This window comes from Frondihabitans sp. GW821-FHT04F02, from assembly GCF_059420045.1.
In genome coordinates this window covers 168342-182885 of record NZ_JBWKSZ010000003.1, presented here as the reverse complement: position 1 = coordinate 182885, position 14544 = coordinate 168342, and the positions used below count along the sequence as shown (strand labels likewise).

Genomic DNA, 14544 nt, shown 5'->3' with positions numbered 1-14544 from the left:
TTCACCCGTTGGCAGGTAGACTCTTGAGGTCGGGGCCATGATCGCCCCTCTCGACTTTCTCCCAAATCCCTCTTCCAAAGGACGTACAACTATGGCGACTGCCATCCGCAGTGACCTGCGCAACGTGGCAATCGTTGCCCACGTCGACCACGGCAAGACCACTCTCGTCGACGCGATGCTCAAGCAGACGAACTCGTTCGACGCGCACTTCGACACCGAAGACCGAATGATGGACGGCAACGAGCTCGAGCGCGAGAAGGGCATCACGATCCTCGCCAAGAACACCTCGGTGCTCTACAACGGCAAGCACGCGACCGACGGTGCCATCACGATCAACGTGATCGACACACCGGGCCACGCCGACTTCGGCGGCGAGGTCGAGCGCGGCCTCTCCATGGTCGACGGCGTCGTGCTGCTGGTCGACGCGTCCGAGGGCCCGCTGCCCCAGACGCGCTTCGTGCTCCGCAAGGCCCTGGCCGCGAAGCTCCCCGTGATCCTCCTGGTCAACAAGACCGACCGCCCCGACGCGCGCATCGACGACGTCGTCGCCGAGTCGCAGGACCTCCTGCTCGGTCTCGCCTCCGACCTGGCGGAAGAGGTCGAAGACCTCGACCTCGACGCGATCCTCGACGTTCCCGTCGTCTACGCCTCCGGCCGCGCCGGTGCCGCGTCGACGAACAAGCCCGAGAACGGCTCGCTGCCCGACAACGACGACCTCGAGCCGCTCTTCGAGGCGATCCTCCAGCACGTCCCGGCTCCGACCTACGACGACGAGCACCCCCTTCAGGCGCACGTCACCAACCTCGACGCGTCGCCGTTCCTCGGCCGCCTCGCCCTCCTGCGCGTCTTCCACGGCACGCTGAAGAAGGGCCAGACCGTGGCCTGGGTGAAGTCCGACGGCACCGTCCAGAACGCCCGCATCACCGAGCTCCTGATCACGAAGGCTCTCTCGCGCTACCCCGCCGAGAGCGCGGGCCCCGGTGACATCGTCGCGGTCGCCGGCTTCGACACCATCACCATCGGCGAGACGCTGTCCGACCCCGACGACGTGCGGCCGCTGCCGACCATCACGGTCGACGATCCCGCCATCTCGATGACCATCGGCACCAACACCTCGCCGATCATCGGCAAGGTCAAGGGCCACAAGCTCACCGCCCGCATGGTCAAGGACCGCCTCGACCGCGAGCTCGTGGGCAACGTCTCGCTCAAGGTCGTCGACATCGGACGCCCCGACGCGTGGGAGGTCCAGGGACGCGGCGAGCTCGCGCTGGCCATCCTCGTCGAGCAGATGCGCCGCGAGGGCTTCGAGCTCACCGTCGGCAAGCCGCAGGTCGTGACGCGTCGCGTCGACGGCAAGCTGCAGGAGCCGTTCGAGCACATGACCATCGACGTCCCCGACGAGTACCTGGGCGCGATCACGCAGCTCATGGCGTCACGCAAGGGCCGCATGGAGAACATGGCGAACCACGGCTCGGGCTGGGTCCGCATGGAGTTCATCATCCCGGCGCGCGGCCTCATCGGCTTCCGCACGCAGTTCCTCACCGACACGCGCGGCACCGGCATCGCCAACGGCATCAGCCACGGCTACGACGCCTGGGCCGGCGAGATCCAGACCCGCACGAACGGCTCGATCATCGCCGACCGCTCGGGAGTCGTCACCCCCTTCGCGATCATCAACCTGCAGGAGCGCATGTCGTTCTTCGTGCAGCCGACTGAAGAGGTCTACGAGGGCATGGTCGTGGGCGAGAACTCGCGCGCCGACGACATGGACGTCAACATCACCAAAGAGAAGAAGCTGACCAACATGCGTCAGTCGACCGCCGACAACTTCGAGTCGATGACGCCCTCCAAGGTGCTCTCGCTCGAGGAGGCGCTCGAGTTCGCCGGTGACGACGAGTGCGTCGAGGTCACCCCCGACGCGATCCGCATCCGCAAGGTCGAGCTCGACGCGTCCGCGCGCCAGCGATCGACCGCTCGCCTCAAGAAGCAGAACGCCTAGGCGCACCCCGCCGGCGCAACGCGACGCCCCGCAGTTCCTGCGCAGATCTTCTGACGCAGGAACGGCGGGGCGTTCGTCGTACCCGGCGTCTCTGGCGCGGCACCCGCACGCGAAACGCCCCCGCCTCAGGAAGAGAGCGGGGGCGTTCCGGGTCGTGCCGGCCGGTCGGCTACTTCTCGAAGCCGATCTTGGTCCAGTCGAGGTCGGTCGCACCGGGGCGGGCGCCGTAGTTGGCGAGCTTCGGGCTGGACGCGATCACGCGAGGCTGCTGCGTGATGGGGAGCGAGTGGCCCTCTTCCCAGATCAGCTTGTCGGCGTCGTTGTAGTCCTGGTTCGACTTCGTCGTGTCGGGCTCGGTGATGGCCGAGGCGAGCAGCTTGTCGACGGCCGAGTCGCTGACGCGGCCGTAGTTCTGTCCCTGCTTGGCGGAGGTGTAGATGCTGACGCCGGCGGCGTGGTAGCCGGTGCCGCCCCACGAGAACATCGTCAGGTCGTACTTGCCCGGCGTGATGTAGTCGGAGAAGAACGTGTCGACGGGAACCGTGTTGATCGTCAGCTTGATGCCCACGTCGGCGAGCTCGCTCTGCACGATCTGCGCGATCTGCGACGACGTCGGAACGCCGGCGGGGATGGTGACGGCCATGGTCAGCTGCTTGCCGCCCTTCTCGCGGACGGACCCGGAGCCGGTCTTCCACCCGTCGGCGTCGAGGATCTTCTTCGCCGAGTCGGGGTCGGACTTGCCGTAGTCGCCCGCCTCGTCTTTGTAGCCCGCGTCGGTCGACAGGAAGATGTGGTTGTTCAGCAGAGACACCTTGTAGGGCAGCGTGCCGTAGATAACGCCGGCGATCGCCTCGCGGTTGATGGTGCTCTGCACGGCGAGTCGGAGCTGCTTGTCTTTCAGGATGCCCGACGACGACATGTCGATGTGGAAGAAGTTGGCACTGGGAGCGGCGCGGAGCACGCTGTTCTTGGCCTTCTTCACGCGGTCGTAGCGGTCGGAGGTGGCGGCCGAGACGACGTCGATCTCGTTGTTCAGGTAGGCGTCGATGTCGGCGTCGCTGTCGAGGGCACGGAAGGTGACCGAGTCGAGCTTCGGCTTGTCACCCCACCAGCTGTCGTCGCGCACGACAGTGACCGTCTGGGCGGTCTTGTCGATCTTGCTGAGCTTGAACGGCCCGCTGGTGACGGGGATCTTGTTCAGGTAGCCCGTGTTGAAGCCGTCAGCTGTGCTGATGACGCTGGCGGGGTAGAGGTAGTTGAACATCGACTTCCAGTCCGCGAAGGGAGTGGAGTACGTGACGATAGCCTGCTTGGCGCTGGTGCCCTGCGTGACCGACTTCATCTGGTTGTAGCCGGTGGGGTCGGCGATCTGGTACTTGGAGTCCTTGCCGTTCAGGGCCTTCCAGTTGGCCTCGAAGTCCTTCCAGGTGATCGGCGTGCCGTCGCTCCACTGCGCCTTGTCGTTGATGTTGTACGTGATCGTCAGCGGGTCGTCCTTGACGTCCACGCTCGAGACGAGGTCGGTGTCGAGGGTCGGCTCGCCCTTGGCGTTGATCGTGTACGGCGACAGCATCATGGTCTTCATGACGTCGAAGGCGTCCTGCAGGGTGCCGTCAACCTCGCCGTAGTTCCAGTTCGCCGGGAACGACGAGAGCGGCACGCGGAGGGTTCCGCCGTCTTTCAGTGCCGATGCGGGCTGGATGTTCTGGTCACCCGAGGACGACAGGGTCTGCTTGCCGTCCGAGGTGCTCTTCGTATCGCCGCCACCCCCGCTGCACCCGGTCAGAACCAGGGCGACCGCGACGGCCCCGGCGGCGAAAACGGCAGATTTCTTCAGTTTCATGGCGCTCCAAGAGTGATCTAATTGCTGATCAGCGGTTGGTTTTCGCCGTCATTCCGAGTGTCTGCCCCCGGCGGCGAAACCGCGTTGTGAATCGGCAATGACTATGACCCTACCGATCCTGAGAATTTCTGCACTCACAGCACGATCTTTTAACGTGTCGGAAACTTGCCGTGCCCGATCGGCTCGGGGGTGCGTCTAGTGTGAGTCACCATGATCCGCTACCTCTCGCGGCGTCTGGTCTATTACGTGATTCTCGCGTTCATCGCCACATCGCTGACGTACTTCCTGGCTTCGGCCACGTTCGACCCCCGGGCCCAGTACTCCCAGCGAAACCCGGCACCGCCCGTGTCGGTCGTCGACGCCAAGCTCGATCACATCGGAGTGAACGACAAGACGCCGATCCTCGTCCGCTACGGGCACTGGGTCGGCGACCTCGCGCACGGCGACCTCGGCCAGACCATCCAGGACACCTCGGTCAACCAGGAGTTCTGGCCGCGTCTCGGCGTCAGCCTCCGGCTGCTGCTCGCGGGCTCGATCGTCGGCATCCTGCTCGGTGTGCTGGTGGGCGTCTGGAACGCGGTGCGGCAGTACAAGCTCTCCGACCGCGTGACGGCGGTGCTGTCGTTCATCCTGATCTCGACACCGGTCTTCTTGACGGCGGTGTTCCTCAAGATCGGAGCGACCCAGCTCAACTCGAGCCTCGGCTTCCAGCTCATCAGCTTCACCGGCGAGGCGACGCCGAACCTCCAGGGCGGGCTCGCCGCCATCGCGGGGGACCGCTTCGTGCACCTGCTGCTGCCGACCATCTCGATCGCCCTCGGCTCGATCGCGATCTACAGCCGGTACCAGCGGGCGACCATGCTCGACGTGCTGCAGGCCGACTACATCCGCACGGCGCGGGCGAAGGGCCTCCGCCAACGGCCGGCGATCCTCAAGCACGGCCTCCGGACCGCTCTGATCCCGATGACGACGCTCTTCGCCTACGGCTTCCTCGGCGTCCTCACCGGCGCGACGTTCACCGAGAAGATCTTCGGCTGGAACGGCCTCGGCGCCTGGTTCATCGACTCCGTCAACGCGAACGACGTCAACTCGGTCGTGGCCTACACGCTGTTCAGCGCCTTCGTGGTGCTGTTCGCCGGCTTCCTGTCGGACGTCCTGAACGCCATCCTCGACCCGCGCGTGCGCACCCAGAGCTGAGGCAGACACCATGACTCGATTCAGTCCCGACCTCCTGCAGGGGTCGAACGACGAGACGCTGCCCGAGACGCCCGAGGAGGAGGTCGCCGCGTCGCCCAATCGCGCCGTGCTCACCATCCGCCGCCTCTTCGCGAACCGCGGGGCAGGCGTGGGCCTCGTCGTGCTCATCCTGCTGTTCGTCTTCGCGTTCATCGGCCCGCTCGTGACGCCGTGGAGCTTCTCCCACATCGACTACCTGAACCTCTCGAAGCCGCCGAGCGGCACGCACTGGTTCGGCACCAACACGATCGGCCAGGACGTCTTCGCGCAGACCGCTCGAGGCATGCAGAAGTCGCTCCTGATCGGACTCTTCGTGGCCCTGTTCTCGACGGTGATCGCCGGCCTGCTCGGCTCGATGGCCGGCTACTTCGGCGGCTGGACCGACCGGATCATCATGTTCGTCGTCGACCTCATGCTGGTGCTGCCGTCGTTCCTGATCGTCGCGATCCTGTCGCCCCGCTTCCGGCAGTTCGGCTGGGTCGCCCTGATCGTCCTGCTCGCCGTCTTCGGCTGGATGATCACGGCGCGCGTGGTGCGCTCGATGACGCTGAGCGTGAAGGAGCGCGAGTTCGTGCGTGCCGCTCGCTACATGGGCATCGGGCACTTCCGCATCATCCTGCGACACATCCTCCCGAACGTGGCGTCGTTCCTCGTGGTCGACGCGTCGATCGCGATCGGCTCGGCGGTGCTGACCGAGGCCGGCCTGTCGTACTTCGGCTTCGGCGTGCAGTCGCCCGACGTGTCGCTCGGAACGCTGATCGCCAACAACCAGGACGCCGCCCTGACCAAGCCGTGGCTGTTCTACTTCTCGGCCGGCGCCCTGGTCGTCTTCGCCCTCGCCAGCAACCTGCTCGGCGACGGCCTCCGGGACGCCCTCGACCCGACCTCCACCGCGGGCCGCAAGGGCCGTCGACGTCGTCGCACCGGCGTCGACTCGAAGCCCGCCGGCCGCGTGACCGCGATGACCGCGACCGACACTCCCACCCCCGAGAAGATCCGCAAGGCGGGACGAGACCGATGACCCTCACCGATTCCAGCACCAGCCGCGCCGCCGGCGGCGATGTCCCCCTCCTCGAGGTCAGCGGCCTGACGGTCGGATTCCCGACGCCCGACGGCGTCGTCGAAGCCGTGCGCGGCATCGACTTCACGCTCCGCCGCGGCGAGGTCCTCGGCATCGTCGGCGAGTCCGGCTCCGGCAAGTCGGTGACGAGCACCGCCATCCTCGGCCTGCTGCCGCCGACGGCCCGCATCGGCGGCTCGATCCGCCTCGACGGCACCGAGCTCGTCGGCGCCGACGACCGCTCGATGTCGGCGATCCGCGGCAAGCGAATCTCGATGGTGTTCCAGGACCCGCTGTCGGCGTTCACGCCGGTCTACACGGTCGGCCAGCAGATCGCGGAGACGGTGCGGATCCACCGGGGCTCCTCGAAGGAGGAGGCCCGCGCCCGCGCCATCGAGCTGCTCGAGATCGTCGGAATCCCCGATGCGCCCCGACGCGTGGACTCGTTCCCGCACGAGTTCTCGGGCGGCATGCGGCAGCGTGCGATGATCGCGATGGCCATCGCCAACGACCCCGACGTGATCCTGGCCGACGAGCCCACGACGGCTCTCGACGTGACCATCCAGGCGCAGGTCATCGCGGTGCTGCGCAAGGCGCAGCAGGAAGCGGGCGCGGCTCTCGTCTTCGTGAGCCACGACCTCGGCGTCATCGCCGGGTTCGCCGACCGCATCGCCGTCATGTACGCCGGTCGGATCGTCGAGACGGCCACCGCCGAAGACCTGTTCACGAAGCCTCGGATGCCTTACACCGTGGGGCTCATCGGGGCGCTCCCGCGTCTGGATCAGCGCTCCGACCAGCCGCTCGTGCCGATCCCCGGAACACCGCCGTCGCTGCTGAACCTGCCGACCGGCTGCCCGTTCGCGGCGCGCTGCCCGCTCGTCACCGACGAGTGCCGGTCGTCCGAGCCGCCGTTGGCCCAGGCCGAGGGCGTGCTCGGCGGCCACCTGGCCGCGTGCCACCACTCCGACGAGCTCGCGCGCACCGGCGCCGACCCCGACGAGGTGTTCGACCTCCCCGAGCTCGAGGCGGGTGCGCTCGACGGCGTGCCGCGCGACGAGCGCGAGACGGTGCTTCACGTCGACGGTCTGGTCAAGACGTTCCCGCTCCGCCGCGGCGCCGTGTTCAAGCGCACGGTCGGCCAGGTCTGGGCGGTCGACGGGGTCGACCTCGACATCAGGGAGGGCGAGACGCTCGGCCTCGTCGGCGAGTCGGGTTCGGGCAAGAGCACGACGCTGCACGAGATCATGGACCTCCGCCGCCCCGAGCAGGGCTCCATCCAGGTGCTCGGCACCGACCTGGGGGCGGGGCAGCTCGACGGGGCCACCGTCCGCCGGCTGCGGTCGACGGTCAGCATGGTGTTCCAGGACCCGATGGCCAGCCTCGATCCTCGGCAGCCGGTCAGCGACATCATCGCGGAGCCGCTGCTCGCGGCGGGGACGCCGGCGGGTGATGTCGCACGTCGAGTTCCTGCGCTCATGAAGATGGTGGGCCTCGACTCGTCAGCGGCCAGCCGGTTCCCGCACGAGTTCTCGGGCGGTCAGCGTCAGCGCATCTCGATCGCGCGGGCCCTCGCCGCGTCGCCGCGCCTCGTCGTGCTCGACGAGCCGGTCTCGGCGCTCGACGTGTCGATCCAGGCCGGCGTGCTGAACCTCCTCCGCGAGCTCAAGGCGAAGCTCGGTCTCTCGTACCTGTTCGTCTCGCACGACCTCAGCGTGATCCGGCACGTCGCCGATCGGGTGTCGGTGATGTACCTCGGCCGCACGGTCGAGACCGGCGCCGTCGACGAGGTCTTCGAGCACCCGCTGCACCCGTACACGCAGGCGCTCCTGTCGGCGGTACCGGTGCCCGACCCGGCGCGGGAGCGCGCCCGCGAGCACATCCTGCTGCCGGGCGACCCGCCGAACCCCACCGAGAAGCAGGTCGGCTGCCGGTTCCGCGGCCGGTGCCCGGTGTTCGCGATGCTGGGCGCCGCCGAGAAGGAGCGCTGCGCGACCGAGGTGCCGCTGGCGCTGCCGCACGGCCGTGACGGCCAGGACCACACGGCCGCCTGCCACTTCCCGCAGGAGAAGCAGCTGGTCTAGACGACGAGCGAGCCGTCGGCGGGACGCTACGCGAAGAGCGTCTCGCCGACGTAGCCTCCGGCCGAAGCGCCGGGCGGCACGGCGAAGATGCCGCTCGACACGTGCTGCACGTACTCGTTCATGGCGTCGTTCGCTGCCAGGGCGCTCTGGATGCGCGCGAACTGGTTCTCGGGGTCGCTCTGGAAGCAGATGAAGAACAGCCCGGCGTTCAGGCGCCCGAGATCGTCGTTGCCATCGACGAAGTTGTAGCCCCGGCGCAGGATCTGCGCACCGCCGTTGTGCTCCGGGTGCGCGAGCGAGGCATGGGCGTCGGCGGCCACCAGCGGGGCGCCGTGCTGCTTCTTCGAGAAGTCGAACGCGGTGAACTCGGTGCCTCCCGAGAGCGGTGCCCCCTCGCCCTTGTCGCGGCCGATGACCGTCTGCTGCTCCTTGAGCGACTGGTGATCCCAGGTCTCGATCTGCATGCGGATCTTGCGCGACACGAGGTAGGTGCCGTTCGCCATCCAGTCGGCCCCGTCGGCGGCGGACGCCCAGACGTCCTGCTTCACGAGCGAGGTGTCCTCCGCCTTGAGGTTGGCGGTGCCGTCCTTGAAGCCGAACAGGTTGCGCGGCGTCGTCTGGCCGCGCGTGGTCGACGAGGTACGGCCGAAGCCGAGCTGCGACCAGCGGAGCGACGCGCGGCCGAAGGCGATGCGCGACAGGTTGCGGATGGCGTGCACGGCCACCTGCGGGTCGTCGCTGCAGGCCTGGATGCAGAGGTCGCCGTTCGAGGCGTCCGCCCGGATGTTGTCGCCCGCGAACTCCGGCAGGTCGATCAGGCGCGCGGGCTTCTTCGACGCCAGGCCGAAGCGGTCGTCGAAGAGCGACGGTCCGAAGCCGATGGTGATGGTGAGGCCGGCGGCGGGAAGGCCGAGCGCCTCGCCGGTGTCGTCCGGGGGAGCGTAGAGCGAGCCGCCGACGGCACCCGACTTCGAGACCTGCTCGCCCTGGGTCATCCGACCGGCGGCGTACGACCAGTCTTTGAGGAGGTCGACGAGCTCGGCGCGCGTCATCCCCGACGTGACGTCGAAGGCGGCGAAGTGGAGGCGATCCTGCGCTGCCGTGATGATCCCCGACTGGTGGGTCGCATAGAACGGGTACGTCTCGGCGGCGCCCGAGGTGCCGATCGCGCCGCTCGTCACGGCGGTCTCGATGCCGAGAGCGGCACCGGCGCCGACGACTCCGGCTCCGAGGCCGACGCCCGCGAGGCCGAGCAGGCCGCGGCGGGACAGCCCGCGGGAACGGGCGACGCCCGAGTCGTCGATCGACTCGGGCGGGGCCGCGTGCTGGTCTTCCGTCACAGGTGGATCATCCCAGGAGCGCTGCCGTGAGCTGGCTGAGGGGCTCGCTCAGGGCGTTGACGCCGTCAGAGAGAGCCTTCTTGTCGGCGGTCGTGAGCGTCGTGTACGACGGGTAGCCCTTGTCCAGCGAGCCGTACTTCGCGAGAAGCTCGTCGAGCGAGGTGAACTCGGCGTCGAGCTCGGTGGCGAGCGCCTTGTCTTTCGTGAGGAGGATGGAGCGCACGCCCTCGTAGGCGACCTGGGCCCCCTCGAGGTTGGCCTGGAAGTCGTACAGGTCGGTGTGCGACCAGGTCTCCTCCTCGCCGGTGATCTTCGAGGTCGCGACCTCGTCGAGCAGGCCGACAGCGCCGTTGCCGATGGTGTCGAGCCCGACGGTGAAGTCAGACGCATTGACCTCGTCGTACAGCTGCTTCGTGTTCTTCGTCAGCTGCGCGCCCATCGTCTTCTTCTCGGCGGCGGTCAGTGCCGGGTAGGACGTCGACGAGCCGGGGACGGCCGCGGAGGGAGCCCACAGGTCTTTCTCGATGCGGTGCCAGCCCGTCCAGGTCTCGCCCTTCTCCAGGTCGGCCGCGCGGTTGTCGAGCTCGGGGTCGAGGTCGCCGAACGACTCGGCGACGGGCTCGATGCGCTCGTAGTGGGCGCGGACGGTCGGGTAGAGCTCCTTGGCCTTCGTGTCGTCGCCCGCGAGGTAGGCGTCGAGGAACTCCTGCGTGCCCGTGACGAGCTGGCCGGTCTGGTCCTTGACGTAGCCGACGTACGCCGCGTCGGCCGCGTCGATCTGCTGCTTCTCGGTGCCGGTGGCCTTGACCGTCTTGCCGGAGTCGGTGACGGTGAACTTCGCGCGGACGCCCTCGCCGACCAGGCCGGGGATGCAGGCGGTGTAGTAGTCGCCCGCGGCGAGCTGCGTGGTCAGGGTGCCCGACGTTCCGGGGCCGATGTTCTCCTTCTCGGAGACGATGCGGAGGCCGTCGGAGGCCAGGACCTCGAACTCGGTGTTGTCGGAGCCCTTGTTCGCCATCGTGAACGTCACGGTGCCGCTGGGGGCCGTGGTGGACGAGAGCTCGCAGGTGGTGTCCTTGCCGGTGACGGCGATCGTGCCGGCGGCGGAGGACGAGCCGCCGCCCGGGTTGTTCTCGACGCAGCCGGTGAGGGCGAGGGCGGCGATGGCGACTCCGGCGGCGATACCGAGGGGACGGAGGATCATTCGGGGGCTCCTGTGGTGAGGACGGGCTCGGGGGTCGAGCGCTGCGCGATGGGATCCGCCGGTGAGCGGCGGCGGGTGGCACGGAAGAAGAGGGGCAGGACGACCGCGAGGTACACGACCCAGACGGCGGACTGCAGCCAGGTCGGCCGCGGCGTGAAGTTGACGAGGCCCTGCAGGAGGGTGCCGTACCAGCTGGTCGGGGGGATCGCCGCCGAGATGTCGAAGGCGTAGTGCCCGACACCGGGGATCACGCCGGCCTCCTGGAGGTCGCCGATGCCGTAGAGCAGGACGCCGGCGGCGACGATCACCAGGAAGAAGCCGGTGATGGTGAAGAAGCGCGCGAGGTTCAGGTGCACGAAGCCGCGGTAGATGCCGATCTCGATGACGACGGCGCTGACGATGCCGAGCAGCGCGCCGATCGCGGGGAGGGCGGTGCCGCCCGCTGTCGAGACGGTGGCCCAGACGAACAGCGCGGTCTCGATGCCCTCGCGGCCGACCGACAGGAAGGCCAGGCCGACGATCGCCCACGCGCCGCCGGCCAGGGCCTTGGCGAGGCTCGACTGGAGGTCGTGCTTCATGTGGTTGGCGGTCTTGGCCATCCAGAACGTCATCGTGGTGACGAAGCCCACGGCGACGATCGAGAGCCCGCCGCCGATGATCTCCTGCGCCTGGAACGACAGGCCGTACTTGCCGAAGGTCAGCAGGGCGCCGAGGCCGAGCGAGAGCACGGTGGCGAGCCCGACGCCGACCCAGATGCGGGGCAGGACGTCTCGGCGCGAGACCTTGACCAGGTAGGCGATGAGGATGCCCACGACGATGGAGGCCTCGAGGCCTTCACGGAGGCCGATGAGGTAGTTGGCGAGCACGGGTGAGCCTTTGGCATTTCGGCGGCCGGAGCCGGTTCGGCGGGGACAGTGGCCCGAGCCGGGTAGGGGAGCCTAATCAAGGTAAGCCTTGCCTAACCAGAGATGACGATAACGGGCGCTCGCCTATCCTGTCCAGTGATGAGCCTCACCGATCCCACCCCCCAGAACCCCGTTGTCTCGACGTCGAACGACATCGAGCGCGTGCTCGTCGTGCACGCCCACCCCGACGACGAGACGATCGCGACCGGAGCGCTGCTGGCGACCCTGGTCGACGACGGCGCGCGCGTGACCGTCGTCACGTGCACGCGGGGCGAGCTGGGCGAGGTGCTCGACCTCCCGATCCCGGCGCAGGAACTCGCCGCCCTCCGTGCCGATCCAGCCGCACTCGCAGTGCACCGCCAGGGCGAGCTCGCCGCCGCCATGCGGGAGCTCGGCGTCTCCGACCACCGCTTCCTCGGCGCCGAGGCCGCCCGCACGCCGGGCCTCCCGGTGCGCGCATACCGCGACTCGGGCATGGAGTGGGGGGCCGACGGCATGCCGATCCCCGTCATCGACGTGCACCCGGCCGCGTTCTGCTCGGCGCCCTTCGGCGAGATCGTCTCCGACCTGGCGGCCGTCATCGCCGACGTGCACCCGACTGCGATCGTGAGCTATGACGCCGACGGCGGCTACGGCCACCCCGACCACGTGCGCACGCACCGCGCCGTCCTGCGGGCCGCCCGGCTCGCCGGTGTCCCGTTCTACGCGATCACCGGCGGTACCGCGCACCCCGGGGCCGAGCTGGTCGCGGCGGGCGGCGACCTGGTCGTCGACGGCTCCGCCGTCCTCGAGCGCAAGGTCGCAGCGCTGGGGAGGTACCGCTCGCAGGTGACCCTCGTGTCGACCCCGGGAGGGCCGGCGCTGGAGTTCCCGCACGGGGCGATCGAACCGGTGACGGTGGTCGAGACCTTCCGCCACGTGCCCGACCAGGCCGACGAGCCGCCGGCATTCCCCGGCCTCGGCGGCCCGGACGAGCTCGGACCGCTCGGCAAGGGAGTGACGCTCGCCGCCTCGCTCGTCGTCGGCGCGCTGTTCGGCGCCATCGGCACGGTGGCCCACCAGGAGGCGCAGGGAGCCTTCCCCTACGGCGTCATCATCGCGCTCGCCATGGTGGCCGCCCTGCTCGTCGGCTTCCGCCTGCAGTTCTCGTCGCGTCTCGCCGGCGTGCTGGCCGCGGTCGGGATCGTCGGCATCATCGGGCTGCTGTCGCTGCCGCAGTCGAGCGGAACCGTGCTGATCCCGGGCAACGCGCTCGGCTACACCTGGCTGTTCGGGCCGACCCTCATCGCCCTCGTCGTGCTGGCGTGGCCCAGGTTCCCCGCCCGCCAGGGCGATAGGATTGCCGGATCGCCGCAGCGCCCTCAGGCGCAGCCCGACGCGAAGGAACAGACAAGCCCGTGACGTATGTGATCGCCCTCCCCTGTGTCGATGTCAAAGACCGCGCCTGCATCGACGAATGCCCGGTCGACTGCATCTACGAGGGTGAACGCTCGCTGTACATCCACCCTGACGAGTGCGTCGACTGCGGTGCGTGCGAGCCGGTCTGCCCCGTCGAGGCGATCTACTACGAAGACGACCTCCCCGACAAGTGGTCCGACTACTACAAGGCCAACGTCGAGTTCTTCGACGAGGTGGGCTCGCCCGGCGGTGCGGCCAAGGTCGGCGTGATCGCGCACGACCACCCTGTCATCGCCGCGCTGCCCCCGCAGTCCGCCGAGCACTGATCTCCGCCTCGTGCCTGTGAACGCCGTGCCGCTGAAGCTCGTGCCCCTCACTCTCCCCGACTTCCCGTGGGACTCCCTGGCCGACGCCACGGCGACAGCCCGGGCGCACGCCGACGGCATTGTCGACCTGTCCGTGGGCTCGCCCGTCGACCCCACGCCCGCTACCGTGCGCGACGCCCTCCGCGAGGCGACCGACGCCCACTCGTATCCGCAGGTCGCGGGCACGCCGGCTCTCCGGGCCGCAATCATCGAGTGGTACGAGCGCCGACGCGGCGTCAGCGGGCTCGGCGACGCGAACGTGCTGCCGACGATCGGCTCGAAGGAGCTCATCGCAGGCATGGCGCTCTGGCTCGGCCTCGGCCCGGGCGACACGGTCGTCTACCCGCGCAACGCCTACCCGACCTACGAGCTCGGCGCCGCCCTCGTCGGCGCGAGCGCGCTCGCCTCCGACGACCCGGCCGAATGGCCCGAGTCGACGAGGCTCGTCTGGCTGAACAGCCCGGGCAACCCCGACGGCCGCGTGCTCTCGATCGACCGGATGCGCGCCGCTGTGACCCGGGCGCGCGAGCTCGGAGCCGTCATCGCGGGTGATGAGTGCTACGCCGAGCTGGGCTGGACGCCGGAGTTCGAGACGGACGCGACCCCGTGCATCCTGGACCCCCGTGTCATCGGCGACAGCCGTCGCAACGTCATCTCGGTGTACTCGCTGTCGAAGCAGTCGAACCTCGCCGGCTACCGCGCGGGCTTCATCGCCGGCTGCGGAGAGATCGTCGGCCAGCTGCTCGGCGTCCGCAAGCACGCGGGCCTCATGCCGCCGGCACCGGTGCAGCAGGCGATGATCGCCGCTCTCGCCGACGAGGAGCACGTGCGCGCCCAGAAGCGGCTCTACCGCGGCCGTCGCGACCGCCTGTCGGCCGCGCTCGTCGCCGCCGGCTTCCGCATCGACCACAGCGAGGCGGGCCTGTACCTCTGGGCCACGCGCGACGAAGACGCCTGGGCGACCGTCGCGTGGCTCGCCGAGCGCGGCATCCTCGTGGCGCCGGGCACCTTCTACGGCACTGACGGCGCCCGTCACGTGCGGGTCGCACTCACGACGACCGACGAGCGGATCGACGCAGCGGTCGAGCGCCTCTCCGCCTGAGGCGTGTCGTT

The 14544-nt window shown here is 68.9% G+C and carries 11 protein-coding genes; 7 read left to right on the top strand and 4 right to left on the bottom strand.

The genetic code is table 11. The annotated features are described in order from the left end of the window. The first annotated feature begins 91 nt into the window (after positions 1-91). Positions 92-1999 (top strand): translational GTPase TypA, encoded by a 1908-nt coding sequence (gene typA / locus AC07TY_RS09475; protein ID WP_123506205.1) that lies wholly within the window; start codon positions 92-94, stop codon positions 1997-1999. A 169-nt stretch (positions 2000-2168) separates the two neighbouring features. Here typA and AC07TY_RS09470 read toward each other — a convergent pair whose 3' ends face one another. Beyond that, positions 2169-3842, bottom strand: coding sequence for an ABC transporter family substrate-binding protein (locus AC07TY_RS09470; RefSeq protein ID WP_123506204.1), 1674 nt, complete (start codon positions 3840-3842; stop codon positions 2169-2171). A gap of 210 nt (positions 3843-4052) precedes the next feature. Here AC07TY_RS09470 and AC07TY_RS09465 point away from each other — a divergent pair, with 210 nt between their 5' ends. Genes AC07TY_RS09465 through AC07TY_RS09455 form a run of 3 tightly spaced genes read left to right on the top strand, consistent with a single transcriptional unit; the run spans position 4053 to position 8219 of the window. After that, positions 4053-5039 (top strand): ABC transporter permease, encoded by a 987-nt coding sequence (locus AC07TY_RS09465; RefSeq protein ID WP_494785152.1) that lies wholly within the window; start codon positions 4053-4055, stop codon positions 5037-5039. Positions 5040-5049: 10 nt separating this feature from the next. Beyond that, positions 5050-6099: an ABC transporter permease gene (locus AC07TY_RS09460; protein ID WP_123506202.1), complete on the top strand. Its 1050-nt coding sequence runs from the start codon at positions 5050-5052 to the stop codon at positions 6097-6099. After that, positions 6096-8219: a dipeptide ABC transporter ATP-binding protein gene (locus AC07TY_RS09455; RefSeq protein ID WP_488625750.1), complete on the top strand. Its 2124-nt coding sequence runs from the start codon at positions 6096-6098 to the stop codon at positions 8217-8219. Before AC07TY_RS09460 ends, AC07TY_RS09455 begins: the two co-directional genes overlap by 4 nt. 26 nt (positions 8220-8245) lie before the next feature. Here the strand turns inward: AC07TY_RS09455 and efeB are convergent, their stop codons facing one another. The 3 genes from efeB to efeU are packed head-to-tail and all read right to left on the bottom strand — an operon-like array spanning position 8246 to position 11629. Further along, a complete protein-coding gene (gene efeB / locus AC07TY_RS09450; RefSeq protein ID WP_494785151.1) occupies positions 8246-9559 on the bottom strand; it encodes an iron uptake transporter deferrochelatase/peroxidase subunit in 1314 nt (437 codons plus the stop codon). A 7-nt stretch (positions 9560-9566) separates the two neighbouring features. Continuing rightward, the gene (gene efeO, locus AC07TY_RS09445) at positions 9567-10763 is read right to left on the bottom strand and encodes an iron uptake system protein EfeO (RefSeq protein WP_494785150.1); all 1197 of its coding nucleotides are present in this window, start codon (positions 10761-10763) and stop codon (positions 9567-9569) included. Further along, positions 10760-11629 carry an iron uptake transporter permease EfeU gene (efeU, locus tag AC07TY_RS09440; protein ID WP_494785149.1) on the bottom strand — a complete coding sequence of 290 codons (870 nt, stop codon included), beginning with the start codon at positions 11627-11629 and terminating at the stop codon, positions 10760-10762. Before efeU ends, efeO begins: the two co-directional genes overlap by 4 nt. A 138-nt stretch (positions 11630-11767) precedes the next feature. Between efeU and AC07TY_RS09435 the strand changes: the two genes are divergently transcribed. The 3 genes from AC07TY_RS09435 to dapC are packed head-to-tail and all read left to right on the top strand — an operon-like array spanning position 11768 to position 14533. Then, on the top strand, positions 11768-13069 hold the full coding sequence (locus AC07TY_RS09435; protein ID WP_494785148.1) for a PIG-L family deacetylase: 1302 nt from the start codon (positions 11768-11770) through the stop codon (positions 13067-13069). Continuing rightward, on the top strand, positions 13066-13392 hold the full coding sequence (gene fdxA / locus AC07TY_RS09430) for a ferredoxin (protein ID WP_123506196.1): 327 nt from the start codon (positions 13066-13068) through the stop codon (positions 13390-13392). Before AC07TY_RS09435 ends, fdxA begins: the two co-directional genes overlap by 4 nt. Before the next feature lie 10 nt (positions 13393-13402). Then, positions 13403-14533, top strand: coding sequence for a succinyldiaminopimelate transaminase (dapC, locus tag AC07TY_RS09425; protein WP_494785147.1), 1131 nt, complete (start codon positions 13403-13405; stop codon positions 14531-14533). Positions 14534-14544: the final 11 nt, after the last annotated feature.

Excerpts from the sequence above, each read along its gene's own strand:
- typA (WP_123506205.1), top strand. The coding sequence starts at position 92 with ATGGCGACTGCCATCCGCAGTGACCTGCGCAACGTGGCAATCGTTGCC.
- AC07TY_RS09470 (WP_123506204.1), bottom strand. The coding sequence starts at position 3,842 with ATGAAACTGAAGAAATCTGCCGTTTTCGCCGCCGGGGCCGTCGCGGTC.
- AC07TY_RS09465 (WP_494785152.1), top strand. The coding sequence starts at position 4,053 with ATGATCCGCTACCTCTCGCGGCGTCTGGTCTATTACGTGATTCTCGCG.
- AC07TY_RS09460 (WP_123506202.1), top strand. The coding sequence starts at position 5,050 with ATGACTCGATTCAGTCCCGACCTCCTGCAGGGGTCGAACGACGAGACG.
- AC07TY_RS09455 (WP_488625750.1), top strand. The coding sequence starts at position 6,096 with ATGACCCTCACCGATTCCAGCACCAGCCGCGCCGCCGGCGGCGATGTC.
- efeO (WP_494785150.1), bottom strand. The coding sequence starts at position 10,763 with ATGATCCTCCGTCCCCTCGGTATCGCCGCCGGAGTCGCCATCGCCGCC.
- AC07TY_RS09435 (WP_494785148.1), top strand. The coding sequence starts at position 11,768 with ATGAGCCTCACCGATCCCACCCCCCAGAACCCCGTTGTCTCGACGTCG.